This window comes from Streptomyces dysideae (genome assembly GCF_001514305.1).
GTDB classification, from domain to species: domain Bacteria; phylum Actinomycetota; class Actinomycetes; order Streptomycetales; family Streptomycetaceae; genus Streptomyces; species Streptomyces dysideae.
Genome location: NZ_KQ949113.1, coordinates 67,309 through 90,951, shown reverse-complemented (window position 1 = coordinate 90,951; position 23,643 = coordinate 67,309). Strand labels below are relative to the sequence as shown.

General features: G+C 70.8%; 19 protein-coding genes and 3 pseudogenes. 9 read left to right on the top strand and 13 right to left on the bottom strand.

What is annotated here, in order from left to right; genetic code table 11:
- Positions 1–69 precede the first annotated feature (69 nt).
- The 7 genes and pseudogenes from AQJ91_RS40280 to AQJ91_RS40250 all read right to left on the bottom strand — a co-directional run.
- Positions 70–663 (bottom strand): histidine phosphatase family protein, encoded by a 594-nt coding sequence (locus AQJ91_RS40280; RefSeq protein WP_067032467.1) that lies wholly within the window; start codon positions 661–663, stop codon positions 70–72.
- 6 nt (positions 664–669) lie between these two features.
- Positions 670–1,548 (bottom strand): phosphogluconate dehydrogenase (NAD(+)-dependent, decarboxylating), encoded by an 879-nt coding sequence (gnd, locus tag AQJ91_RS40275; protein WP_067032462.1) that lies wholly within the window; start codon positions 1,546–1,548, stop codon positions 670–672.
- Between the two features lies 1 nt (position 1,549).
- Complete coding sequence (pgi, locus tag AQJ91_RS40270) at positions 1,550–3,211, bottom strand: glucose-6-phosphate isomerase (protein WP_067032460.1); 1,662 nt, start codon at positions 3,209–3,211, stop codon at positions 1,550–1,552.
- The gene (gene opcA, locus AQJ91_RS40265; RefSeq protein ID WP_067032457.1) at positions 3,204–4,139 is read right to left on the bottom strand and encodes a glucose-6-phosphate dehydrogenase assembly protein OpcA; all 936 of its coding nucleotides are present in this window, start codon (positions 4,137–4,139) and stop codon (positions 3,204–3,206) included. Before opcA ends, pgi begins: the two co-directional genes overlap by 8 nt.
- Complete coding sequence (gene zwf, locus AQJ91_RS40260; RefSeq protein ID WP_067032454.1) at positions 4,136–5,689, bottom strand: glucose-6-phosphate dehydrogenase; 1,554 nt, start codon at positions 5,687–5,689, stop codon at positions 4,136–4,138. The genes opcA and zwf overlap by 4 nt, the downstream gene beginning before the upstream one ends.
- Positions 5,689–6,855 carry a transaldolase gene (tal, locus tag AQJ91_RS40255; RefSeq protein ID WP_067032451.1) on the bottom strand — a complete coding sequence of 389 codons (1,167 nt, stop codon included), beginning with the start codon at positions 6,853–6,855 and terminating at the stop codon, positions 5,689–5,691. The genes zwf and tal overlap by 1 nt, the downstream gene beginning before the upstream one ends.
- A gap of 19 nt (positions 6,856–6,874) precedes the next feature.
- Positions 6,875–7,462, bottom strand: a pseudogene (locus tag AQJ91_RS40250) (transketolase-like TK C-terminal-containing protein); the annotation flags it as partial.
- Here AQJ91_RS40250 and AQJ91_RS40245 point away from each other — a divergent pair.
- Both AQJ91_RS40245 and AQJ91_RS40240 read left to right on the top strand, forming a co-directional pair.
- Positions 7,446–7,802 (top strand): annotated as a pseudogene (locus AQJ91_RS40245) (helix-turn-helix transcriptional regulator); the annotation flags it as partial. The pseudogenes AQJ91_RS40250 and AQJ91_RS40245 overlap by 17 nt on opposite strands.
- Positions 7,803–7,886: 84 nt before the next feature.
- Entirely contained in the window at positions 7,887–8,318 is a 432-nt protein-coding gene (locus AQJ91_RS40240) for a spore germination protein GerW family protein (protein WP_079085571.1), read from the top strand.
- A 61-nt stretch (positions 8,319–8,379) separates the two neighbouring features.
- Here AQJ91_RS40240 and AQJ91_RS40235 read toward each other — a convergent pair whose 3' ends face one another.
- Both AQJ91_RS40235 and AQJ91_RS40230 read right to left on the bottom strand, forming a co-directional pair.
- Positions 8,380–9,786: a glycoside hydrolase family 16 protein gene (locus AQJ91_RS40235; RefSeq protein ID WP_067032444.1), complete on the bottom strand. Its 1,407-nt coding sequence runs from the start codon at positions 9,784–9,786 to the stop codon at positions 8,380–8,382.
- A gap of 180 nt (positions 9,787–9,966) precedes the next feature.
- Complete coding sequence (locus tag AQJ91_RS40230; protein ID WP_067032440.1) at positions 9,967–10,938, bottom strand: helix-turn-helix domain-containing protein; 972 nt, start codon at positions 10,936–10,938, stop codon at positions 9,967–9,969.
- Positions 10,939–11,050: 112 nt separating this feature from the next.
- Between AQJ91_RS40230 and AQJ91_RS40225 the strand changes: the two genes are divergently transcribed.
- Positions 11,051–12,082 carry a saccharopine dehydrogenase family protein gene (locus tag AQJ91_RS40225; protein ID WP_067032437.1) on the top strand — a complete coding sequence of 344 codons (1,032 nt, stop codon included), beginning with the start codon at positions 11,051–11,053 and terminating at the stop codon, positions 12,080–12,082.
- 137 nt (positions 12,083–12,219) lie between these two features.
- On the opposite strand, the gene AQJ91_RS40220 is transcribed toward AQJ91_RS40225, so the two are convergent.
- The 4 genes and pseudogenes from AQJ91_RS40220 to AQJ91_RS40205 all read right to left on the bottom strand — a co-directional run bounded on the left by AQJ91_RS40220 (position 12,220) and on the right by AQJ91_RS40205 (position 16,268).
- Positions 12,220–12,975 (bottom strand): IclR family transcriptional regulator, encoded by a 756-nt coding sequence (locus AQJ91_RS40220; RefSeq protein WP_067032435.1) that lies wholly within the window; start codon positions 12,973–12,975, stop codon positions 12,220–12,222.
- Entirely contained in the window at positions 12,972–14,348 is a 1,377-nt protein-coding gene (locus tag AQJ91_RS40215) for an alpha/beta hydrolase family protein (RefSeq protein WP_067032432.1), read from the bottom strand. Before AQJ91_RS40215 ends, AQJ91_RS40220 begins: the two co-directional genes overlap by 4 nt.
- Positions 14,345–15,740 (bottom strand): annotated as a pseudogene (locus AQJ91_RS40210) (MFS transporter). The gene AQJ91_RS40215 and the pseudogene AQJ91_RS40210 overlap by 4 nt, the downstream one beginning before the upstream one ends.
- A gap of 102 nt (positions 15,741–15,842) precedes the next feature.
- On the bottom strand, positions 15,843–16,268 hold the full coding sequence (locus AQJ91_RS40205; protein WP_067032430.1) for a MarR family winged helix-turn-helix transcriptional regulator: 426 nt from the start codon (positions 16,266–16,268) through the stop codon (positions 15,843–15,845).
- 237 nt (positions 16,269–16,505) lie between these two features.
- Here AQJ91_RS40205 and AQJ91_RS40200 point away from each other — a divergent pair, with 237 nt between their 5' ends.
- The 6 genes from AQJ91_RS40200 to AQJ91_RS40175 all read left to right on the top strand — a co-directional run bounded on the left by AQJ91_RS40200 (position 16,506) and on the right by AQJ91_RS40175 (position 23,608).
- Positions 16,506–17,423, top strand: coding sequence for an SDR family NAD(P)-dependent oxidoreductase (locus AQJ91_RS40200; protein ID WP_067032427.1), 918 nt, complete (start codon positions 16,506–16,508; stop codon positions 17,421–17,423).
- A complete protein-coding gene (locus AQJ91_RS40195; protein WP_067032424.1) occupies positions 17,423–18,298 on the top strand; it encodes an amidohydrolase family protein in 876 nt (291 codons plus the stop codon). The genes AQJ91_RS40200 and AQJ91_RS40195 overlap by 1 nt, the downstream gene beginning before the upstream one ends.
- Positions 18,299–18,309: 11 nt before the next feature.
- The gene (locus AQJ91_RS40190; RefSeq protein WP_067032421.1) at positions 18,310–19,818 is read left to right on the top strand and encodes an acyl-CoA synthetase; all 1,509 of its coding nucleotides are present in this window, start codon (positions 18,310–18,312) and stop codon (positions 19,816–19,818) included.
- Positions 19,819–19,832: 14 nt separating this feature from the next.
- On the top strand, positions 19,833–20,288 hold the full coding sequence (locus tag AQJ91_RS40185; RefSeq protein ID WP_067032418.1) for a MaoC family dehydratase: 456 nt from the start codon (positions 19,833–19,835) through the stop codon (positions 20,286–20,288).
- Positions 20,289–20,639: 351 nt separating this feature from the next.
- Positions 20,640–22,775, top strand: coding sequence for an FxsB family cyclophane-forming radical SAM/SPASM peptide maturase (locus AQJ91_RS40180; protein ID WP_067032415.1), 2,136 nt, complete (start codon positions 20,640–20,642; stop codon positions 22,773–22,775).
- Positions 22,772–23,608 (top strand): AAC(3) family N-acetyltransferase, encoded by an 837-nt coding sequence (locus tag AQJ91_RS40175; protein WP_067032414.1) that lies wholly within the window; start codon positions 22,772–22,774, stop codon positions 23,606–23,608. The genes AQJ91_RS40180 and AQJ91_RS40175 overlap by 4 nt, the downstream gene beginning before the upstream one ends.
- The last annotated feature ends 35 nt before the right edge of the window (positions 23,609–23,643 follow it).

Sequence of the window (23,643 nt, the reverse complement as noted above, 5' to 3'; positions counted from 1 at the left end):
ACCGGTGTTTTCACTCCCGGAGTTCCGCACAGAGGCGCGCGGTGGATGCCCGGGCCAAGGGAGTTGCCGTTACGGCCGGGTGTTCCACTCGGCGATCACGGGCCGGCCGTGCTCCGTGGACAGCCGGCTCACCGTGCCCGTCGCCAGCTGGAACAGTCGGCCCTGCGCAGGCTCGAGACCCAGCCGACGGGCCGTCAGGACCCGCAGGAAGTGCCCGTGCGCCACGACGATCGCGTCACCGGTGCCGTTCGCGAGGGCCGCGTCCACCCGGGCCAGCACCCGGTCGGCCCGCAGGCCCACCTCGGCCGGGGTCTCGCCCGGGTACCCCTCCGGCCCGGGCGGGACCCCGTGCAGCCACAGGTCCCAGTTCGGGCGGGTGCGGTGAATCTCGACGGTGGTGATGCCCTCGTAGCCGCCGTAGTGCCATTCGTGCAGGTCGGAGTCCGCTACGACTCTGGTCAGACCGGCGAGCTCGGCGGTGCGCAGCGCCCGCTGCAGCGGGCTGGACAGCTCCAGGGAGAAGGCCCGGCCGGAGAGCAGCGGAGCGAGCGACTTGGCCTGTTCCTCGCCGTGCTCGGTGAGGGGCAGATCGGTGAAGCTGGTGTGCTGTCCCGATCTGCTCCACTCCGTCTCACCGTGGCGGACCAGCAGAAGATCCCCCACGGCGCACTACTCCTTCGACTCGACGGCGTGGCCGCCGAACTGGTTGCGCAGCGCCGCGATCATCTTCATCTGCGGCGAGTCGTCCTGCCGCGACGCGAACCGCGCGAACAGCGACGCCGTGATCGCGGGCAGCGGTACGGCGTTGTCGATGGCCGCCTCGACGGTCCACCGGCCCTCCCCGGAGTCCTCGGCGTAGCCGCGCAGCTTGTCCAGGTGCTCGTCCTCGGCGAGGGCGTTGACCGCGAGGTCCAGCAGCCAGGAGCGGATGACGGTGCCCTCCTGCCAGGAGCGGAAGACCTCGCGCACGTCGGTGACCGAGTCGAGCTTCTCCAGCAGCTCCCAGCCCTCGGCGTAGGCCTGCATCATGGCGTACTCGATGCCGTTGTGGACCATCTTGGAGAAGTGCCCGGCGCCGACCTTGCCCGCGTGGACGTAGCCGTACGGGCCCTCCGGCTTGAGCGCGTCGAAGACCGGCCGCACCCTGGCGATGTGCTCGGCGTCGCCGCCGACCATCAGGGCGTAGCCGTTCTCCAGGCCCCACACGCCGCCCGAGACACCGGCGTCGACGAAGCCGATGCCCTTCTCGCCGAGCTCCTTGGCGTGCTTCTCGTCGTCCGTCCAGCGGGAGTTGCCGCCGTCGACGACGGTGTCGCCGGGGGAGAGCAGCTCGCCGAGCTCGTCGACGACGGACTGGGTGGCGGCCCCGGCCGGGACCATCACCCAGACCGTGCGCGGGCCCTCGAGCTTGTCGACCAGCTCGGTCAGGCTGCTGACGTCGGAGAGCTCGGGGTTGCGGTCGTATCCGACGACGGTGTGGCCGGCGCGGCGGATCCGCTCGCGCATGTTGCCGCCCATCTTGCCGAGGCCGATGAGTCCCAACTGCATGTCAGTGCACTTCCTTCAGTTCACGGTAGGCGGCCACGAGGGCGGCGGTGGAGGCATCGAGACCGGGCACGTCCGCGCCGTCGGTGAGGGCGGGCTCGACGCGCTTGGCGAGGACCTTGCCCAGCTCGACGCCCCACTGGTCGAAGGAGTCGATGTTCCAGACGGCGCCCTGCACGAACACCTTGTGCTCGTAGAGGGCGATCAACTGGCCCAGCACGGAAGGCGTCAGCTCACGGGCGAGGATCGTGGTCGTCGGGTGGTTGCCACGGAACGTGCGGTGCGGCACCTGCGCCTCGGACACGCCCTCGGCACGCACCTCGTCGGCGGTCTTGCCGAACGCGAGCGCCTGCCCCTGCGCGAACAGGTTGGCCATCAACAGGTCGTGCTGCGCCTTGAGCTCGTCGGCCAGCTCGTCGACGGGACGCGCGAAGCCGATCAGGTCGGCCGGGATCAGCTTGGTGCCCTGGTGGATCAACTGGTAGTAGGCGTGCTGCCCGTTGGTGCCGGGCGTGCCCCACACCACGGGACCGGTCTGCCAGTCCACGCGGTGCCCGTCACGGTCGACCGACTTGCCGTTGGACTCCATGTCCAGCTGCTGGAGGTACGCCGTGAACTTGGACAGGTAGTGGCTGTACGGCAGCACGGCGTGTGACTGGGCGCCGAAGAAGTTGCCGTACCAGATCCCCAACAGGCCGAGGAGCAGTGGGGCGTTGGCCTCGGCGGGTGCGGTGCGGAAGTGCTCGTCGACGATCCGGAACCCGTCGAGCATCTCCAGGAACGGCTCCGGACCGATGGCGATCATCAGGGACAGGCCGATCGCCGAGTCGAAGGAGTAGCGGCCGCCGACCCAGTCCCAGAACTCGAACATGTTGTCCGGGTCGATGCCGAAGCCCGTGACCTTCTCCGCGTTCGTCGACAGGGCGACGAAGTGCTTGGCGACGGCCTTGTCGTCGCCGAGCCCGGCCAGCAGCCAGGACCGGGCGGACGTCGCGTTGGTGATCGTCTCGATCGTGGTGAACGTCTTGGACGCGACGATGAAGAGCGTCTGCTCCGGGTCCAGGTCGCGCACCGCCTCATGGAGGTCGGCGCCGTCGACGTTCGACACGAAGCGGACGGTGAGGTCTCGGTCGGTGTACGGCCGCAGCACCTCGTACGCCATCGCCGGACCGAGGTCGGAGCCGCCGATGCCGATGTTGACGATGTTGCGGATCCGCCGGCCGGTGTGGCCGGTCCACTCGCCGGAGCGGACGCGCTGGGCGAAGTCGCTCATCTTGTCGAGCACGGCGTGCACACCCGGCACGACGTTCTCGCCGTCGACCTGGACCACCGCGTCCCGCGAGGCCCGCAGAGCCGTGTGCAGGACGGCCCGGTCCTCGGTGACGTTGATCTTCTCGCCGCGGAACATGGCGTCGCGCAGCCCGAACACGTCTGTGGCGGTGGCCAGTTCGGTCAGCAGGGCGAGCGTCTCGTCGGTGACGAGGTTCTTCGAGTAGTCGATGCGCAGGTCGCCCACGCGCACGACGTACCGCTCCGCGCGCCCGGGATCGGCGGCGAACAGCTCACGCAGGGACGGGTTCAGCAGCGGGCCCGAACGGTGGTCCTCCAGGGCGGCCCACTCGGGGCGCCGGGTGAGCCTGGGGGAGTCGGAAAGGGAGTCAGACATGTGCGGGGGTCTCCTTGGTGGCCTCGCCCCGCAGGGCGACGGCGTACATCTCGTCGGCGTCGAGGCGCCTGAGCTCCTCGGCGATGAGTTCGGAGGTGGTGCGGACCTTCAGCGCGAGGGTGCGGGACGGCTGGTCCGGCAGGTGCAGTGTGGCCAGCGGGCCCTCGGGGCGGTCGATGACGATCTCGCCGTTCGCGGTGCCCAGCCGTACGGCCGTGACGACCGGTCCCGCGGTGACGATCCGCTCGGCGGTGACGTCGAGGCGGGCCTCCAGCCAGCGGGCCAGCAGTTCGGCGCTGGGGTTCTCGGCCTCGCTCTCCACGGCCGCCGAGGTGATCGGCACCCGGGCCTGGTCCAGGGCCGCCGCCAGCATCGAACGCCACGGGGTGAGCCGCGTCCACGCGAGGTCGGTGTCGCCGGGCGCGTACGAGCGGACCCGTACCTCCAGGGCGTCCAGGGGGCGCTCGACGGCGTACATGTCGGTGATCCTGCGCTGCGCGAGGGCGCCCAGCGGGTCCTTCGCGGGGTTCTCCGGCGCGTCCACCGGCCACCACACGACGACCGGCGCGTCCGGCAGCAGCAGCGGCAGGACGACCGAGTCGGCGTGGTCGGTCACCTCGCCGTACATCCGCAGGACGACCGTCTCGCCGGTGCCGACGTCGGCGCCCACCCGGACCTCGGCGTCCAGCCGGGAGGCCGTACGGTCGCGCGGGGTGCGGGCGTGCCGCTTGATGACGACCAGGGTGCGCGAGGGATGCTCGTGCGAGGCATCCTCGGCCGCCCTGATCGAGTCGTAGGCGTTCTCCTCGTCCGTGACGATGACCATCGTCAGGACCATGCCCACGGCCGGGGTGCCGATGGCGCGGCGGCCCTGCACCAACGCCTTGTTGATCTTGCTTGCAGTGGTGTCGGTCAGGTCGATCTTCATGGCCTGCGCCAGCTCCGTCCGTCTCGTGCGAGCATCTCGTCGGCTTCCTCGGGTCCCCAGCTGCCGGACGCGTACTGCGCCGGCCTGCCGTGTCCGTCCCAGTACGTCTCGATCGGGTCGAGGGCCTTCCAGGACTCTTCCACTTCCTGGTGACGGGGGAACAGGTTGGCGTCACCGAGAAGGACGTCCAGGATGAGCCGCTCGTACGCCTCCGGGCTGGACTCCGTGAACGACTCGCCGTAGGCGAAGTCCATCGTGACGTCCCGGATCTCCATCGAGGTACCCGGCACCTTGGAGCCGAACCGGACCGTGATGCCCTCGTCCGGCTGGACGCGGATGACGATCGCGTTCTTGCCGAGCTCCTCCGTCGCCGTGTGGTCGAAGGGGGAGTGCGGCGCCTGCTGGAAGACGACGGCGATCTCGGTGACCCGGCGGCCGAGCCGCTTGCCGGTGCGCAGGTAGAAGGGCACGCCCGCCCAGCGCCGGTTGTCGACGTTCAGCTTGATCGCGGCGTAGGTGTCGGTCTTCGACCGGGGGTCGATACCGTCCTCCTGGAGGTAGCCGACGACCCTCTCGCCGCCCTGCCAGCCCGGCGCGTACTGCCCGCGCACGGTGTGCCTGCCGAGATCCTCCGGCAGCTTGACCGACCTGAGGACCTTCAGCTTCTCGGTGAGCAGGGATCCGGCGTCGAACGCGGCCGGCTCCTCCATGGCGGTCAGTGCCATCAGCTGCAGCAGGTGGTTCTGGATGACGTCACGCGCCGAACCGATGCCGTCGTAGTAGCCCGCGCGGCCGCCGATGCCGATGTCCTCGGCCATCGTGATCTGCACATGGTCGACGTACGACCGGTTCCAGATCGGCTCGAACATCTGGTTGGCGAACCGCAGCGCCAGGATGTTCTGGACGGTCTCCTTGCCCAGGTAGTGGTCGATCCGGAACACCTGGTCCGGCTCGAACACGTCGTGCACGATCGCGTTCAGCTCACGCGCGCTGGTCAGGTCGTGCCCGAACGGCTTCTCGATGACCGCACGCCGCCAGGATCCCTCGGGGGCGTCCGCCAGGCCGTGCTTCTTCAGCTGCTGGACGACCTTCGGGAAGAACTTCGGCGGTACGGACAGGTAGAAGGCGTAGTTGCCACTCGTACCGCGGGCGGCGTCGAGGTCCTCGACGGTCTGGCGCAGCTGCTTGAACGCCGTGTCGTCGTCGAAGTCACCCGGGATGAACCGCATGCCCTCCGCCAGCTGCTGCCAGACCTCCTCGCGGAACTCGGTGCGCGCGTGCTCCCGTACGGAGTCGTGCACGACCTGCGCGAAGTCCTGGTCCTCCCAGTCCCGGCGGGCGAACCCGACGAGCGAGAAGCCCGGCGGCAGCAGACCGCGGTTGGCCAGGTCGTAGACAGCCGGCATCAGCTTCTTGCGGGACAGGTCGCCGGTGACGCCGAAGATGACGAGACCGGACGGGCCCGCGATACGCGGCAGCCGGCGATCACGCGTGTCGCGGAGCGGATTGGCCCAGTCGGCCACCGCCCCGGCCATGTCTTCCTCGCTCATCACGCCGCTGCCCCCTTGCTGTCCAGTGCCTTGGTGACGGCAGCCAGCAGGTCGTTCCAGGCCACCTCGAACTTGGCGACGCCCTCGTCCTCCAGCTGCTGCACGACCTCGTCGTACGAGATCCCGAGCGCCTCCACGGCGGCCAGGTCGGCGCGGGCCTGCCCATAGCCGCCGGTCACCGTGTCGCCGGTGATCTCGCCGTGGTCGGCGGTGGCGTCGAGGGTGTCCTCCGGCATGGTGTTGACCGTGCCGGGCGCGACCAGCTCGTCGACGTACAGCGTGTCCTTGTACGCCGCGTCCTTCACGCCGGTCGAGGCCCACAGCGGGCGCTGCCTGTTGGCGCCGGCGTTCTCCAGCGTGCTCCAGCGGTCGTCGGCGCGTGTCGAATTGTCGGCGGAGCCGAACCTGTCCTCGTACGCCTCGTAGGCGAGCCGCGCGTTGGCGAGCGCCGCCCTGCCCTTGAGCGCGAGGGCCTCGTCCGTGCCGAGGACCGTCAGGCGCTTGTCGATCTCGGAGTCGACGCGGGAGACGAAGAAGGACGCGACGGAGTGGATGGTGGAGAGGTCCAGGCCCTTTTCGGCGGCCTTCTCAAGACCCGCCAGGTAGGCGTCCATGACCTCCCGGTAGCGCTCCAGCGAGAAGATCAGCGTGACGTTGACGCTGATGCCGAGGCCGATGACCTCGGTGATCGCCGGCAGGCCGGCCTTCGTCGCCGGGATCTTGATCATCACGTTGCGGCGGTCGACCAGCCAGGCGAGCTGCCTGGCCTCGGCGATCGTCGCCGCCGTGTTGTGCGCGAGTCGCGGGTCGACCTCGATGGAGACCCGTCCGTCACGGCCGTCCGTCGCGTCGTAGACGGGCCGCAGTATGTCGGCGGCGGCGCGGACGTCGGCGGTGGTCATCATGCGTACGGCCTCGTCGACCGTGACGCCCCGCACGGCCAGGTCGGCGAGCTGCTCCTCGTAGCCCGCGCCGGAGCCGATGGCGGCCTGGAAGATGGACGGGTTGGTGGTGACGCCCACGACGTTCTTGTTCTCGACGAGCTCGGCGAGGTTGCCGGACTCGATCCGCTTGCGCGACAGGTCGTCCAGCCAGATCGAGACGCTCTCGTCGGACAGGCGCTTGAGGGATCCCGCGGTGGCGGTTGCTTCGGTCACAGTGATCATCTTCTTTCTGGCGATCGGATCAACTGCGGGTGGCGGCCAAGCCCGTAGTTGAATTAAGTGCAGCCCGGGCTGCGGCGGCGACGTTCTCGGGGGTGAAGCCGTAGGCCGCGAAGAGGGTCTTCGCGTCGGCGGAGGCGCCGAAGTGTTCGAGGGAGACGATGCGTCCTGCGTCACCTACGAAGCGGTACCACGTCAGACCGATCCCGGCCTCGACCGCGACACGCGCTCGCACGGACGGCGGAAGGACGCTGTCGCGGTACGCGCGGGACTGCTGCTCGAACCACTCGACGGACGGCATCGACACCACCCGCGTACCGATCCCCTCGGCCTCCAGCTGCTCGCGCGCGGCGACGGCGAGCTGGACCTCGGAGCCGGTGGCGATGAGTGCGACGTCCGGAGTCTCCTTCGAGGACTCCTTCAGGACATAACCCCCCTTCGCCGCATCCGGGTTGGGCGCGTACGTCGGCACGCCCTGCCGGGTGAGCGCGAGGCCGTGCGGGGCCGGGTCGGTGGCGTGCCGCCTGAGGATCTCCGCCCAGGCGGCCGCGGTCTCGTTGGCGTCGGCCGGGCGGACGATGTTCAGGCCCGGGATGGCGCGCGGATCGGCGGAGGCGGAACGCCGGCAGGGAGACACCACCTTCACCCTCTTCCGGGACGCTGTGGAGAAGGGCTTCGCCACCAACCACAGCGTCAGCGCCTACGCCGACCAGCTCGGCTACTCACGCCGCACCCTCGTCCGCGCGGTCCGGGCCGCCACCGGCGAGACCCCCAAGGGCTTCATCGACAAACGCGTGATCCTGGAGGCCAAACGCCTGCTGGCACACACGGACATGCCGATCGGCCGGATCGGCGTGGCGGTCGGCTTCCGCGACGCGGCGAACTTCTCCAAGTTCTTCCACCAGCACACGGACCTGACGCCGGCGGCGTTCCGGGCGGAGCTGCGCTGAGCGGTTGCCCGGCGGAAGCAGGACCTCCGGCATAGGGTGGAGCGCGTACCCGACTCCCGTTGTCGAGCAGGACGGTGACCAGCCATGACCACCCCCGAGCACGACACCGCAGCACCCGTTCCCCTGCCGGACCAGGGCCGTGACCTCACGGCCGCCCACGCCTCCGCCACCCTCCTGGAACGCCTCGCCGAGAAACTCGGCGGCCGCGCCTCGGTCACGGCCGTCTACGGCGAACCCGTCACCGCCCACGGCGTCACCGTCATCCCGGTCGCCAGGATCGGCTTCGGCTTCGGCGGCGGGGCCGGACGGGAGGTCGGCGCCACCAGGACCGGAGACGGGGGAGGCGGCGGCGGAGGCGCCGGAGCCAGACCCCTCGGCTACATCGAGATCAAGGACGGCACCGCCACGTACAAGCCGATCCGCGATCCCTGGGTCGACGTCGTCGTCCCGCTCACGGCCCTCGTCCTCGCCACCGCACTCCCGAAGATCGTCAAGGCGCTACGCCGACGGGACTGAACGCCGCCGATGCCCCGCGAGACATCGCATGCCTTGCGGGGCATCGTCAACAACACGCCTTTCAGCGCCCGAAGTTGAACCAGTTCACGTTCACGAAGTCCGCAGGCTGGCCGCTGGTGAAGGTGAGATAGACGTCGTGCGTCCCGGTCACCGAGCTGATGTTCGCCGGGATCGTCCGCCACGCCTGCCAGCCGCCCGTGTTACCCACCGCGAAACTGCCGACGGGCGTGGCGGTACGGCTGTCCAGGCGCACCTCGACCAGGCCGCTGACGCCGCCCGCCGCACCGCTCGCCACCCGGGCGTTGAACTGGGTGGCCGCCGTGGAGCCGAAGGTGACGCCCCGGAACAGCGCCCAGTCGCCGTTGGCGAGGGACCCGATGTTCTGGCCGCCGCCCGCGTCGGACGTCGACTCGGTGCTGACGCCGGACTGGCCGTCGTACGACTCGGCCTGGATGGCGCTGTAGGCGTCCCGGGTGCCGGTCGGCGGCGGCGTGGTACCGCTCCCACCGGCCGACAGCACCTGGACGTAGTCGACGAGCATCGGGTGGCCGGGCTGCGTCCCGCTGTCGGGGCCGCCGCCGAAGGCGTCGGGGAAGGCGCCGCCCATCGCCACGTTGAGAATGATGAAGTAGCCGTGGTTCGTGGCGTTCGCCCACGTCGTCGCGTCGACCTGGTTGGCCCGCACGGTGTGGAAGTTGGTGCCGTCGAGGTAGAAGCGGATCTCCTCGGGGCTCGTCGAGCGGTCCCACTCCATGCGGTAGGTGTGGAAGCCGGCCTGGCATGTCGTGCCCGCGCATGAGGTGGTCGTGCCGATGCCGCTGTTCTCGTTGCAGGGGCCGCCCGGGGCGGTGCCGCAGTGCATCGTGGCCCAGATGGTGTTCAGGCCCTGGGTGTTCTCCATGATGTCGAGCTCGCCGACGCTCGGCCAGTTCCAGTAGTCGCCGCGGTAGGGCGAGCCCAGCATCCAGAACGCCGGCCAGTAACCCTTGGCGGCGGCCCCGGTGACGTTCGGCACCTGGATCCGGGCCTCGACGCGCAGCTTGCCGCCCGCCGGGGGCTGGAAGTCGGTGCGGTTGGTCTCGATACGGCCCGACGTCCAGTTGCCGGCGGCGTCGCGCAGCGGGGTGATGCGGAGGTTGCCGTTGCCGTCGAGGGAGACGTTGCTGGTGCTGTTCGTCATCCTCTCGACCTCGCCGGTGCCCCAGTTCGCGGGGCCGCCCGGATACGAAGTGCCGGTCGCGTACTGCCAGTTGGAGGTGTTGACGCCGGTGTTCGCGGCGCCGTTGAAGTCGTCCAGGAAGACCTGCGTCCAGCCCGCCGGGGGCGTGGGCGCGGAGGCGTTCGCGGCGGGGACGGAGGCCAGGGCGGCGGCCGCGGCCAGGCCCAGCGCGCCGAGCACGGCGACGAGCGTGCGCCGCAGCGGACGGCGTCTGCGGTGTGCGGGGGGTATGCCGGAGGTGTCACTCATGGGCGTGCCTCTCGGGTACGGGATGATGAGTGCGGGTGCCTTCGACAGCGCTGGGAGACTCTGCTGAGAGCGCTCTCAAAGTGGGCCCAATGTGCTCTCGGTCACTCAGGTCGTCAAGAGGTGAAACAGGGAAAGTCCTTGCGGTGCAGGTGAGTTCACCTCATGAATGGCACGAAAGGCTCAAAGCGCGCTGCCCGCCTTCCACTTCGCGGGACTCCCCGAGCGGAAGGTGCGGCGGTAGGTGTCCGGGGGCACGCCGACCGTGCGGTTGAAGTGCCGGCGCAGCGTCGTGGCGGTGCCCATGCCGGTGGCTGTCGCGATGACGTCGACACTGTCGTCGCCGGTCTCCAGCAACTCCTGGGCGCGGCGGATCCGTTGGGTCAGCAGCCACTGCAGCGGGGTGGTGCCGGTCGCCGCCCTGAAGTGGCGGCCCAGGTGGCGTGAGCTCATCCGTGCCTGGCGGGCCAGGTCCTCCACGGTCAGCGGCTGGTCGAGGCGTTCGGTCACCCAGGGGAGCAGTGCGGCGAGCGGATGGTCGTCCCGGGTGGGCACCGGGGCGGCGACGAACTGGGCCTGGCCGCCGGCCCGGTGCGGCGGCACGACCAGGCGGCGGGCGACGGCGTTGGCGACCGACGAGCCGTGGTCGAGGCGGATCAGGTGCAGGCACAGGTCCAGCGCGGCGGCCTTGCCGGCGGAGGTGAGCACGCTGCCGTCGTCCACGTAGAGCACGTCCGGGTCGACCTCCACCCGTGGATGGCGGGCGGCCAGGACCTCGGTGTGCGCCCAGTGCGTGGTCGCGCGCCGCCCGTCCAGCAGGCCGGCGGCGGCCAGCACGAACGCGCCCGTGCAGAGGGAGGCCACCCGCGCGCCCGCCTCGTGGGCCGCGCGCACCGCGCTGACCAGGTCGGCCGGCGGGGCCTCGTCGACGTCCGCCCAGGCGGGGACGATCACGGTGTCGGCGTGCCGGAGCCGGTCGAGCCCGTGGTCGGGCTCCAGCCGGAACCGGCCGACCCGCACGGCGTCCGGCCCGCAGACCGCGACGTCGTACCAGGGCACGGTCACACCGGCCGGGGCGGCGCCGAACACCTCGTACGCCACGGACAGTTCGAAGTGGAGCATGCCGTCGGTGACGGCCAGCGCGACAGTGCCCATGTCCGGAATTGTACGGGGCATGTCGTTCCGGACACTCGCGGCGGGACGCTCGCCCTCGACAGGATGGCGGCAGTGGATCAACCACTGGGCCATTCGAGCTTGGGGAGAAGTCATGGGACCGGGACACACGGTCGTGGTGTTCGGCGCGTACGGGCACACCGGGCGGTTCGTGGTGGCAGAGCTGCGGGACCGCGGGTTCGTCCCCGCGCTCTCCGGCCGCGACACCGACAAACTGAAGGCGCTGGCGGCGTCCTATCCCGGACTCGACGCCCGGCCGGCGTCGGTGGACGATCCGGCCTCCCTCGACCGCGCACTGGCCGGAGCCGCGGCGGTGATCAACTGTGCCGGGCCCTTCGCCACGACCGCCGTCCCGGTGATCGAGGCGGCCCTGCGCGCCGGGATCCCCTACGTGGACGTGGCGGCCGAGATCGAGGCCAACGCCGACACGTTCGCGCACTTCACGGACCATGCCCGCACCGCCGGAGCGGTCATCGTCCCGGCGATGGCCTTCTACGGTGGCCTGGGAGACCTGCTGGTCACCGCGGCGATGGGCGACTGGACGGCCGCCGACGAGGCGGACATCGCGTACGGGCTGAACAGCTGGCACCCCACCGCCGGGACCCGCGACGCGGGCCGGGTCTCCCGGCAGCGGCGGGGCGGCCGCCGCGTCCGCTACTCCAACGGGGGGCTGGAGTACCGCGACGACGCCCCGCCCGTCCTGGACTGGCACTTCCCCGACCCGCTGGGCACCCGGGCCGTCATCGGGGAGTTCACGATGGCCGATGTCGTCACCATCCCCAGCCACCTGTCCATCCCCGAAGTGCGCACCTGCATGACGGTCGAGGCGGCCCGGGACCTGGCCGGGCCGGACACGCCGACGCCCGCCGTGGTCGACGGGCGTGGCAGGTCCGCGCAGACCTTCCTCGTCGACGTGGTCGTGCGCTCCGGCGGTACCGAACGGCGTGCCGTGGCAAGGGGCCAGGACATCTACGCCGTCACCGCGCCGCTCGCGGTGGAGGCGGTGCACCGCATCCTCACCGGGCGGACCCGGACGGTCGGTGTCGCCTCCGCCGGCGGGATCTTCGACGCGGCCGACTTCCTCCGTGCGCTGTCCGCGCACCTTTCCCTCGAGCTGCGCCGATGAGCGGCGGTGGTCAGGCATTGGTCGGCACCCGTGGTTCCGGTGCCGTCGGTGACTCGCAGCCCGAACCGTTCATGTCCCAGTTATTCCGAGGGACGGTGCGTCCCGTCCTCACCGGTGCGAGGGATATCCGCCCCGGCCTACGCTCCCTTCTCCGGCTGCCACCCCAGCGCCCGCGAGATCCCCCGCGCCGCGAGCCGTACCGCCGGCACCAGCGCCGGTACCTGGGCGTCGGCCTGGGGCACAACGACCGACACGGCGGCGGCCACCGTCCCGTCCGGGCCGCGCACGGGGGCGGCGACGGACAGGGCGTCGTCGGTGATCTGGCGGCTGCTCACCGCGACCCCGGTGCGCCGTACGTCGGCCAGTGCGCGGCGCAGCCGGACCGGCTCGGTGATCGTGTACGGGGTGAAGGAGGCCAGCGGGCCGTTGCAGTACTCGTCCTGGACTCCGGAATCGCTGTGCGCGAGCAGCGCGAGCCCGACCCCGGTGGCGTGCAGCGGCCAGCGGGCGCCGACGCGGATGTGGACGCCGACCGCGGAGCGCCCGGAGATCCACTCGATGTACACGACCTCCGACCCGTCCCGCACCGCCAGCTGCACGTTCTCGTGCGTCGCCTCGTACAGGTCCTCCAGATACGGCAGCGCGATCTGCCGCAGCACCAGCCCGCGCGGGGCGAGCGCGGCCACCTCCCACAGCCGCAGCCCGACGTGGTAGACGCCGGACTCGTCCCGCTCCAGGGCACCCCACCCGGTGAGCGCGGCCACCAGCCGGTGCGCGGTGGTCAGGGTCAGCCCGGCCCGCCGGCTGATGTCCGTCAGGGACAGCGCCGGGTGCTCGTGGTCGAACGCGGCGAGCACGGACAGCAGCCGGTCGGGCGCGGAGCGGGTGGTCATGGCCGGGCGTCTCCCGGGTGGGCGCGGTCGTAGGGGCGGGGGTAGGCGGTCGGGCGGTAGCGGACGTAGCGGGCCTCGGTCGTCGGATCCTCCTGCTGGGCACGGGAGTTGAGGGTGGCGGGCGAGGTGTCCCAGCGGCCCGTGTCGAGCCGGTGTTCCAGGGTGCGCAGGGCGCCCAGCGTCTCGCCGGTGGTGAAGGTGCAGTGGCCGGGGGCGTCGACGTAGGCCTGGCTCAGCAGCGCTCCCGAGCCCGCCGCGCCGGCGGCCCGCCGGTAGGCGCTCTCGGCCTGTACCGGGATCAGCGCGTCGCCGGTCGTGTGGATGTTCAGCTGGGGGTCGGTGAGGCGGCCGGTGAAGGCACTGGTGTCGCGCATCCAGCGTACGGCCGTGGCGTCGGCGGATACACGGGGTGCGTGGTTCAGGGCCGTGAGGTCGGCGCGCAGGGACAGTCCCGCCTCCTTGTAGAGCTCGCCGACCTCCTTGTACAGCGGGGAGCGGCCGAGCATCGCGGTGTAGTCGACGCCGGTGTTCCATGACATGCTGCCGCCGGCCCGGGCTTCCGCCTCCTGCCGCCAGCTGAAGGCGGGCAGCCGCAGGAGCCCCATGACGGCCGGGTACTGGTTGGCCTGCTGGGCCTGCCAGTCGGTGGGGCCCGGCTCGGTCTGCGCGGGGTCGTTGTAGCCGGGGATGTTGTGCAGGGCGGCGGCCAGGGCGATGCGGGCGCGGCCTCCGGGAGTCTGCTGGGCGGCGGTCACCTTCGTGGCGAGCGCGTCGGCCGCGCCGACCGCTTCCGCCTGGTCGGCGAACCCGGTGAGCGGGATGTCCGCGTCGGGTGCGAGGAGTGTCTTCAGCGCGTACACGGGATCCAGTGTGCTGTTCCAGTTGGCGACGCCGCCCTGTACCAGCCCGCACATCGACAGTGACCCGTCGAACCGGTCCGCGTGCCGCTCGGCGAGCGTGGTCGTGACGAAGCCGCCGTACGAGGTGCCCCAGGCGAGCGTCCGCCGGGCCGTGCCGAACTTCTCGGTGAACAGGTCCAGCGTGGCGAGCTGGTCGGGCACCGCCTCCGTCACCGCCCAGCCGCTGGTGGCGTACGAGGAGCCGATGAGCGCGTAGCCCTCGGCGAGGAGCTTGTCGCGGTTGGCCGAACCGGGCGCGTTCTGGGCGGGGTTGGGGAGGCCGGCCGGGCTGTAGCCGTGGCTGTAGAGCAGGACGGTGCCGTTCCAGTCGGCGGGTATGTCCATCAAGTACGTGGCACCGGAGGGGAGTTGGCCTTCCAGGTGGCTGTCGGTGGCGGCCTGTGCCTGCGCGGGCAGGGCGGTCGCCGCGCACAGGGTGGCGGTCAGTAGGGCGACGCGGAAGTGGGTTCTCAACGGAGTGTGCCTTCCGGTGTGGGGGTGGTGGTGCGGGACGTGGCGGAGTCGAGTGTGTCGGTGTGGGTCTCGCGTAGTCGCCACACGGTGACCGCGGTGATCGCCGCGCCGCCGCACAGCAGCAGCGAGACGGGGGTGCTGCCGCCGCCGTTGGAGGCGAGGAGGCTGCTGGCGATGAGCGGCGAGAACCCGGCGCCGAGCAGGGTGGCCGCCTGGTGGCCGAGGGAGGCGCCGGTGTAGCGGACCCGGTTGCCGAACATCTCGCTGAACAGGGCGCCCAGTGGGCCGTACATCGTGGACTGGGCGATGCCGTGGCCGAGGACCAGGGCGAGGATCAGCAGGCCGGGGGAGCCGGAGTCGACCAGGGCGAGCACGGGGAAGGCGAGCGCGGCCGAGGTGAGCGCGCCGGCCAGGACCACCGGGCGGCGGCCGACCCGGTCGGACAGCGCGGACGCGGTGGGCAGGACCAGGAGCGCCACACAGGAGGCGACGGTCACGGCGGTGAGCACCTGCGGCCGGGTGTACCCGTGGTCGACCGCATACGAAATCATGAATCCGGTCAGCAGCGACTGGGCGGTGAACGCGCCGATGCCGACACAGGCGGCGTGCAGCACGGGCTTCGGCCGGCGCAGCACCTCCATGACCGGCGGCCTGTCCAGCCGCTCCCGCTTCACCTGGGCGAACAGCGGGCTCTCGGCGACCTTCAGCCGCACGAACAGGCCGACGCCCAGCAGCACGATGCTCAGCAGGAACGGCACCCTCCCCCACTCTCGGCTTCGCTCGAGCGGGGGGACCCCCATCGCCCCAGGCGCGGAACTCGTCGTCGGGCAGCGCGGCGACCAGGGTGACCATCCCGGCGGACATCACCGAGCCGAGCGGGGCACCGAGCTGGGTGAAACTGGACCACAGGCCGCGCCGGGCGCCCTGGGTGCGCTCGGCGTGCTCGACGACCATCAGGGTCGCGCCGCCTGACTCGCCGCCGATCGCGAGGCCCTGCACGACCCGCAGGGTGACGAGCAGGACGGGCGCCCACACGCCGATCGCGTCGTAGGTGGGCAGGACGCCGATGAGGAAGCTGCCGCAGCCCATCAGCGCCATGGCCAGCAGCATCATCGACTTACGGCCGATCCGGTCGCCGAAGTGGCCGAAGACGATGCCGCCGAGCGGGCGGGCGAGATAACCGGCGGCGAAGGTGCCGAAGGCGGCGATCGTGCCGACCGCGGGGTCGGCCCTGGGGAAGAACAGGTCGCCGAAGACGAGCGCGGCGACCGTGCCGTACACGAGGAAGCCGTAGAACTCGACGGCGGTGCCGAGCAGTCCGGACAGGGCGACACGGCGTAACTGCCGTGTGTCGGGGGACGGTTGGCGGGCGGACGTAGGGGATGGCTGCACGATGAGCTCCCTGGTGCCGTGGGGGTGTCACCGGCGGGGGACGCGCCGACGCCTCGGAGAAGTTAGGCACCTATCATGCGACCGTCAATAACTTGCACAACATCAGCTGAGACCGTCCTCCGCGATCCGCCGGAGCAGCACGTGCAGGGTCTCGCGTTCGGCCGGGTCCAGCGGGTCCAGCAGTTCGTTCGTCGCGCGCAGGCCGGCCTCGTCGGTGTCGCGCAGGAAGGCGCGGCCGTCGCCGGTCAGTACGACGATGCGGCTGCGCCGGTCGTCGGGGGCGGGCCGGCGCTCCGCGAAGCCCAGCTTCTCCAGGTCGTCGACCAGGCCGACGATCGCGCTCGGGTCGTAGCCGAGCCGGGTGCTCAGCTCGCGCTGGAGGGCGCCCTCGGAGGTGGCGAGGAAGCGCAGCAGTGCGTAGTGGCGCAGCCGCAGGCCCTCCTTCTGGAGGAAGGCGTTGAACAGCTGACCGGAGCGCAGGCCCAGCCGGTACAGGAGATAGCCGGTGTCCGCGTGCAGCCCGCGCATCCATGGCTCCTGAGCGTCGATCGGGGGATTGGCGGCGTGCTGCTGGCGGGTGATGGCGGGCTCCCTGGTCGAGGCCCCGGACCGGGGCGGTGTTCAGTGCCGATTCCAGCATGACCTACGTTGAGGATGGCAACAACTATTGACGACAACAATTATTGCTCTTAGCTTCGATCACGTAGCCGCATCGCCCCCGTGTCACCGGGGTGCACCCGTACCGCTTTGTGAAGGGACCCGCCCGTGCCCAGCATCGATCTCACCGGCAAGGCCGCCGTCGTCACCGGCAGTGGCCGGGGCCTCGGCCTCGCCTACGCGCACGCCCTGGCCGCCCACGGCGCCTCCGTGGTGGTCAACGACGTCGACGAGGCCGTCGCCGAGCAGGCCGTCAAGTCGATCACCGAGGCGGGCGGCACCGCCGTCGCCGAAGTCGTCCCGGTCGGCACGTCCGAGGCTGCGGACCGGCTCGTCAGCCGTGCGGTCGAGGAGTTCGGGCGGCTCGACATCCTGGTCACCAACGCGGGCATCCTGCGCGACAAGGTGCTGTGGAAGATGACCGACGAGGACTTCGACGCGGTGATCGCCACCCACCTCAAGGGCACCTTCACCTGCGCCCGCGCCGCCGCCGTACGGATGCGCGAGCAGGGCGAGGGCGGCTCGCTGATCCTGGTCGGCTCCCCGGCCGGCCAGCGCGGCAACTTCGGCCAGACGAACTACTCCGCCGCCAAGGCCGGTATCGCCGCCATGGCCCGCACCTGGTCGATGGAGCTGGGCCGGGCGAACATCAACGTGAACGCGATCGTGCCGGTCGCCGCGACCGCGATGACCGAGACCATCCCCGTCTTCGCCCCGTACATCGAGGCCATGAAGAACGGCGAGCCGCTCCCGGACTTCCTGCGCAAGGGCGAGGGCTTCGGCACTCCCGAGGACTGCGCCGCCCTCGTCCCCTTCCTCGCCTCCGAGGCCGCCCGCGGCATCACCGGCCAGGCCATCGGCATCGGCGGCGACAAGGTGGCACTCTGGTCGCATCCGCAGGAGATCAGCGCGGCCTACGCCGACGGCGGCTGGACCCCCGACACCCTGGCCACCGCCTGGCACACCTCGGTCGGCGCCGAGCCGCAGACGGTGGGCGTGCCCGCGCCCAGGTTCCCGGAGGCGTGATGGACCTCGAAGAACTCGTCGCGATCGACGTCCACACCCATGCGGAGGTGTCCGCCAAGGGCAACTCCTCCCTGGACGACGATCTGCACGACGCGTCCTCCGCCTATTTCAAGGTCGAGGGCAAGCGGAAGCCGACCCTTCAGGAGACGGCCGACTACTACCGCGAGCGCAAGATGGCCGCGGTGATCTTCACGGTGGACGCCGAGTCGGCGACCGGCACCGCGCCGGTCCCGAACGAGGAGGTCGCCGAGGCGGCCGCCGCCAACCCGGACGTGCTGATCCCCTTCGCGTCCATCGACCCCTTCCGCGGCAAGGCCGGCGTCAAGCAGGCCCGCCGGCTGGTCGAGGAGTACGGGGTGAAGGGCTTCAAGTTCCACCCCAGCATCCAGGGCTTCTTCCCCAACGACCGCTCGGTGGCGTACGACCTCTACGAGGTGATCGAGGAGACGGGCACCATCGCCCTCTTCCACACGGGCCAGACCGGCATCGGCGCCGGCGTGCCCGGCGGGGGCGGCATCCGCCTCAAGTACTCGAACCCACTGCACATCGACGACGTCTCGGCCGACTTCCCGCACCTGAAGATCATCCTGGCGCATCCGTCCTTCCCCTGGCAGGACGAGGCCCTCGCCGTCGCCACGCACAAGCCGGGCGTGCACATCGACCTGTCCGGCTGGTCGCCGAAGTACTTCCCGCCGCAGCTGGTGCAGTACGCCAACACGCTGCTCAAGGACAAGGTCCTCTTCGGCTCGGACTTCCCCGTCCTCACCCCGGACCGCTGGCTCGCCGACTTCGCGAAGCTGCCGATCAAGGACGAGGTCAGACCGAAGATCCTCAAGGAGAACGCCGCCCGCCTGCTCGGGCTGGCCAAACCGTAAGGGGTGTGACCATGCGCAACGAGGGACTGGGGTCGTGGCCCGCACGCCGGGCCCGCAAGACACCCCACCGCGCCGCCCTGATCCACGGCGACACGACGATCACCTACGCGGAACTGCACGACCGCACCACCCGCCTGGCCCACGCCCTGCGCGCCCGGGGCGTCCGCCGCGGCGACCGGATCGCCTACCTCGGCCCGAACCACCCCTCCTTCCTGGAGACGCTGTTCGCGGCCGGCACGCTCGGCGCGGTCTTCGTACCGCTCAACATCCGCCTGGCCGGACCGGAGATCGGCTACCAGCTGTCCGACTCCGGCGCCAAGGTCCTCGTCTACGGCCCCTCGCACGCAGGGCTGGTGGCGGGACTGCCGGGCAGCACGGACGTGCGGGCGTACATCGAGGTGGGCCCCGAGTACGAGGCGGCGGTCGCGGAGGCCGCGAACGACCGTATCGACGAGCCGGTCGGCGCCGACGACACCTGCCTCATCCTCTACACGTCGGGGACGACGGGCCGCCCCAAGGGGGCGATGCTCACGCACGCCAACGCCACCTGGAACGCCGTCAACTTCCTCATCGACAAGGACCTCACGGCCGACGAACGGGCCCTGGTCTCGGCGCCGTTGTTCCACATCGCCGGGCTGACGGTGCTCACCCTGCCCGTGATCCTCAAGGGCGGCACCTGCGTCCTGGTCGAGGCCTTCGACCCCGGCGACACGCTCGACCTGGTCGAACGGCACCGGATCACCTACATGTTCGGCGTCCCGGCGATGTTCGACCAGATCACCCGCCATCCGCGCTGGCCCGAGGCGGACCTCTCCTCGCTGCGCATGCTGAGCTGCGGCGGCGCCCCGGTGCCGACCCCGCTCATCGAGGCGTACCAGGACCGTGGTCTGACCTTCCTGCAGGGCTACGGCATGACCGAGGCGCTCGGCGTGCTCTTCCTCGACGGGGAGCACTCCGTCAGCAAGGCGGGCTCGGCCGGCGTCCCGCACTTCTTCGCCGACGTGCGGGTCGTCACCCCCGACCTCCGGCCCGTCGAGCCGGGGGAGACCGGCGAGGTCCAGGTGCGCGGGCCGAGCGTCATGCCGGGGTACTGGGGGCTGCCGGAGGAGACGGCGGCGGCCTTCGCCGACGGCTGGTTCCGCACCGGTGACGCGGCCCGCGTCGACGAGGACGGCTATGTCACCATCGTCGACCGCATCAAGGACATGATCATCTCCGGTGGCGAGAACATCTATCCCGCCGAGATCGAGGACCTGCTCCTCACCCACCCCGACATCGTCGAGTGCGCGGTCATCGGAGTGCCGGACGAGAAGTGGGGCGAGGTCCCGAGGGCGGTCGTCGTGCCGCGCGCGGGTTGTTCGCTGGATCCCGACGAGGTGCTGGCCACCCTTTCCGGGCAGCTCGCCAAGTACAAGATCCCCAAGTCGGTGGTGCTGGCGGAGGAACTCCCGCGCACCGCCTCCGGAAAGCTCCTCAAGACCCGGGTGCGCAAGCGCTTCGGCAACCACCAACTCTCTTAAGGAACAGGTTACTCATGAGCATCACCGTCAACGGCATCGAGGAACTGAAGAAGCTCGCCGGCAGCGACCTGGGCACGAGCGAGTGGATCGAGGTCACGCAGGAGCGCATCAACACGTTCGCCGACGCCACGGGTGACCACCAGTGGATCCACGTGGACCCGGAGAAGGCCGCGGCGGGCCCCTTCGGCGCCCCCATCGCGCACGGATACCTCACCCTCTCCCTGTTCATCCCCCTGTTCACCGAGCTGTTGGACGTGCAGGGCGTCACCACGAAGGTCAACTACGGCCTGAACAAGGTGCGTTTCCCGGCGCCGGTGAAGGCCGGCTCCCGCATCCGGCTGGTCGGCCGGCTGGCGGAGGTCGAGGAGGTGCCGGGCGGGGTGCAGATCGCCGTGGACGGCACGATCGAGATCGAGGGCGGCAGCAAGCCGGCGGCGGTGCTGCAGAGCCTCTCGCGGTTCTACGCCTGATGCACCCCTCGACCGGCGCGCGCCGCGTACGGCGGGTATCGTGACCGACGTCACCTTGTGACTAACATGCTGCCAGGCTCGCGCCCGCGCGGTGCAGAGTCCGTCTTGTAGTGCACCTCTGCTGTGCACCTCCACCTTCCCGACCAGGGGACACCGTGATCAATTCAGCAAGAACCGCGTCACCGTCGACTGCTGTCGCCGACGCCCCCCACACGGCCACGACGCGACTCGACGCTCCGTGCGAACCGAAGTACGCCCGAGGAAGGCGCCGCGCCCTTTCCGCCACGCAGAACCGCAGGGCCGACGGCGTCACATTCTCTTCGTCGATCGGATGATGTCGAGTATTCCAGAATGACCGGCCCGCTGGTTCCACTTCGGCAACTCGTCCTCAAGGTGCACAGTCGATGCGACCTCGCATGTGACCACTGTTATGTGTACGAGCACGCCGACCAGAGTTGGAGCGCCCGACCGAAAGTGATCTCGGACGAGGTCATTTCACGGACGGCGCTGCGTCTGGCGGACCACGCCAAGGGCCATGCGCTGCCCTCCGTGCAGGTCATCCTGCACGGAGGCGAGCCATTGCTGGCCGGACCGGCACGCTTACGCCGTATCTGCGAGGAATTTCGCAGTGCACTGCACGGGGTGTCGCGACTCGATCTGCGCATTCACACCAACGGCGTTCGGCTCAGCCCACGCTTTCTCGATCTTTTCGCGGAATTCGACGTCCGGGTGGGTGTGTCCCTGGACGGCGATCAGGCGGCGAATGACCTGCACCGCCTATTTTCCAATGGCCGCAGCAGTCATGACAAGGTGCTGGCGGCGCTTTCCCTCCTCCGGCAGGACCGCTACCGCCATCTGTACGCGGGTCTGCTGGCGACGGTCGACGTACGCAACGATCCCGTCGCCGCCTACGACGCACTGGCCGCGCAGGAACCACCGCACATCGACTTCCTTCTCCCGCACGCCACTTGGGCCGACCCGCCGCCGCGTCCAGAGGGCGTGGACACGGCGTACGCGGACTGGCTCATGGCCGTCTACGACCGCTGGGACGCTCAGGGGCGCCCGATGCCCGTGCGCATGTTCGACTCCGTCATCAGCACCCTCGGCGGCGGCCTCAGCCTGACCGAGTCCCTGGGACTCGCGCCGGCCGATGTCGTGGTGGTCGAGACGGACGGAACGTTCGAGCAGGCGGACTCCCTCAAGACCGCCTTCGACGGCGCCCCGGTCACCGGCGAGGACGTCTTCCGGAACACCTTTGACGACGTGGCCCGCCATCCGGGCATCGCCGCACGACAGCGCGGGCTGGCCGGGCTGAGTGCGAAGTGCCGGTCCTGTCCCGTGGTGCGTTCCTGTGGAGGCGGGCTGTACGCGCACCGATATCGCGGTGATGGCACAGAGTTTGACAACCCATCAGTTTACTGCGCGGACCTCGAGACGCTGATCCGCTCCATCGACGCCCGCACCGGCGCCGGAGCCGGCCGGCCGGTCGAGGGCTTCGACGCGCTGGCCGACGGCAGCGACGACGGCGCCGCCGTGGCGGAGCTGGCCTGGGAGCGGCAGGCGGTCACCCGTGAGCTGCTGACCATGGCCGACAGTGAACTGGGCGAGACGGGAGGCGAGTTGTGGGCCTCCGCGTGGGGGCTGGCGCTCGGGCTCGGGCGGCGGGACAGTGCCCTGGTGATGCCGCTGCTGTCCCATCCCTATACGCGTACCTGGGCCGTGCGATGCCTCGACGGGGCCGCTCCGGCCGATCACCTCGCCTCGCTCGTGGCCGCCGCGGCGCTGCCTGTCGGCGCCGTCGACCGGGCCACGGTGCCGGTGCGCGACGGCTTCGCTCACCTCCCCGGGCTGGGGCGGTTGCGTACCCAAACCGGAGCCGCGACCGTCGAGTTGACGTCGGATCAGATCGGCGGTCCCGCATGGGAACCGCTGCGGTGGCTGCGTGCCGACGGGTTCGAGGTCGTGCTGGACGACGTGGATCCGTACCGCGACTGCTTCGAGCGGCCCGTGCAAGGCCGGCTGACGGACGACGAGATCGAGCGGTGGCGGCATGTGCTGCCCCAGGCCTGGGCGTTGATCCGCAAGACACTCCCACAGGTGGCGTCCGGGATGGCGGCGGGTGTGCGGGTGGTGACCCCGGTCGTCGGCCCGGTGGATCCGCGTCCCGCCTCGGCCGCAGGGGGGTTCGTGGCCCTGGGGGTCGCCCTGGACCACGATCCCGTACGGCTCGCCGCCGACCTGGTGCGCGGATTCCGGCTCGGGGTGCTGGACGCCCTGCTCGACCTGTGCGACCTCTACGACGAGGCCGACGCTCGCACCGGCGTGCTGCTCGCCGACACCTACGCGCGCACGGCGACCGACGCCCTCGGCGGCGCAGACGGGTCGGCCCGGCGGACCGGGGTGCGGCTGGCGGAGCTGGCGGCGGCGCCCTCGCTGACCGAGCTCGGCCGGCGGTTCGTCGACGGGATGAGCCGGAGCTGGGGATGACGGCGGTCCGGACACCGGCCGCCGACCTCGACGCCCTGGGCGTCAGGGCCGGTGCGACCGTGCTGGCGCACGCCTCCCTGCGCCGGGTGGGCGCGGACGCCGACACCGTCCTGAGCACGCTGCTCGACGCCCTCGGCCCGGACGGGACCCTGGTCGTCCCGGCGTTCACCGCGGGAAACTCCGACTCCTCGCCCGAATACCGGGCACGCACCCGGGGTATGACGTACCGTCAGCGCGCCGCCCAGCACGCCGCCATGCCGCCCTTCGACCCGCTGACCACTCCGTCGCAGGGCATGGGGCAGCTGGCCGAAGCGGTGCGGCGCCGCGCCGGGGCGGTGCGCAGCGCCCATCCGCAGACGTCGTTCGCCGCCGTCGGCGGCCGCGCCGAGGAGCTGATGGCGGGCCACGACGAGGACTGCCACCTGGGCGAGTCCTCACCGCTGGCCCGGCTGTACACGGCCGGGGCCCGGGTGCTGCTCGTCGGGGTCGGCTACGACGTGTGCAGCGCCTTCCACCTCGCCGAGTACCGGATCGCCGACGCACCCCGGCGGGAATACCGCTGCGTGGTCCTGCGGGACGGGAGGCGCCAGTGGATCTCGTACAAGGACGTCGACCTGGACGACGGCGACTTCGGCGACCTGGGCGCGGCGTACGAGACGTACGACGCGGCGCTGCCGTCGCCCGGCGTCCGGCACGGCCGGATCGGGGATGCCGAGACCCGTTCGCTGCCCCTGGCGGACGCGGTCGACTTCGCCACCGGCTGGCTGGCCGGAAAACGTCCCCGCCTCCGTGATACGAAGCGGCTGCAAAACGCGTGCGGCTTCTTACACTGAGTGTCCACGCCTCGGGGGACGGGGGCGGGATCGGG

What these genes read in the sequence shown, in the direction of transcription:
- gnd (WP_067032462.1), bottom strand. Translation starts at nt 1,548, where the DNA reads ATGCAGTTGGGACTCATCGGCCTCGGCAAGATGGGCGGCAACATGCGC.
- pgi (WP_067032460.1), bottom strand. Translation starts at nt 3,211, where the DNA reads ATGTCTGACTCCCTTTCCGACTCCCCCAGGCTCACCCGGCGCCCCGAG.
- opcA (WP_067032457.1), bottom strand. Translation starts at nt 4,139, where the DNA reads ATGAAGATCGACCTGACCGACACCACTGCAAGCAAGATCAACAAGGCG.
- zwf (WP_067032454.1), bottom strand. Translation starts at nt 5,689, where the DNA reads ATGAGCGAGGAAGACATGGCCGGGGCGGTGGCCGACTGGGCCAATCCG.
- tal (WP_067032451.1), bottom strand. Translation starts at nt 6,855, where the DNA reads ATGATCACTGTGACCGAAGCAACCGCCACCGCGGGATCCCTCAAGCGC.
- AQJ91_RS40240 (WP_079085571.1), top strand. Translation starts at nt 7,887, where the DNA reads ATGACCACCCCCGAGCACGACACCGCAGCACCCGTTCCCCTGCCGGAC.
- AQJ91_RS40235 (WP_067032444.1), bottom strand. Translation starts at nt 9,786, where the DNA reads ATGAGTGACACCTCCGGCATACCCCCCGCACACCGCAGACGCCGTCCG.
- AQJ91_RS40230 (WP_067032440.1), bottom strand. Translation starts at nt 10,938, where the DNA reads ATGGGCACTGTCGCGCTGGCCGTCACCGACGGCATGCTCCACTTCGAA.
- AQJ91_RS40225 (WP_067032437.1), top strand. Translation starts at nt 11,051, where the DNA reads ATGGGACCGGGACACACGGTCGTGGTGTTCGGCGCGTACGGGCACACC.
- AQJ91_RS40220 (WP_067032435.1), bottom strand. Translation starts at nt 12,975, where the DNA reads ATGACCACCCGCTCCGCGCCCGACCGGCTGCTGTCCGTGCTCGCCGCG.
- AQJ91_RS40205 (WP_067032430.1), bottom strand. Translation starts at nt 16,268, where the DNA reads ATGCGCGGGCTGCACGCGGACACCGGCTATCTCCTGTACCGGCTGGGC.
- AQJ91_RS40195 (WP_067032424.1), top strand. Translation starts at nt 17,423, where the DNA reads ATGGACCTCGAAGAACTCGTCGCGATCGACGTCCACACCCATGCGGAG.
- AQJ91_RS40190 (WP_067032421.1), top strand. Translation starts at nt 18,310, where the DNA reads ATGCGCAACGAGGGACTGGGGTCGTGGCCCGCACGCCGGGCCCGCAAG.
- AQJ91_RS40185 (WP_067032418.1), top strand. Translation starts at nt 19,833, where the DNA reads ATGAGCATCACCGTCAACGGCATCGAGGAACTGAAGAAGCTCGCCGGC.
- AQJ91_RS40180 (WP_067032415.1), top strand. Translation starts at nt 20,640, where the DNA reads ATGACCGGCCCGCTGGTTCCACTTCGGCAACTCGTCCTCAAGGTGCAC.
- AQJ91_RS40175 (WP_067032414.1), top strand. Translation starts at nt 22,772, where the DNA reads ATGACGGCGGTCCGGACACCGGCCGCCGACCTCGACGCCCTGGGCGTC.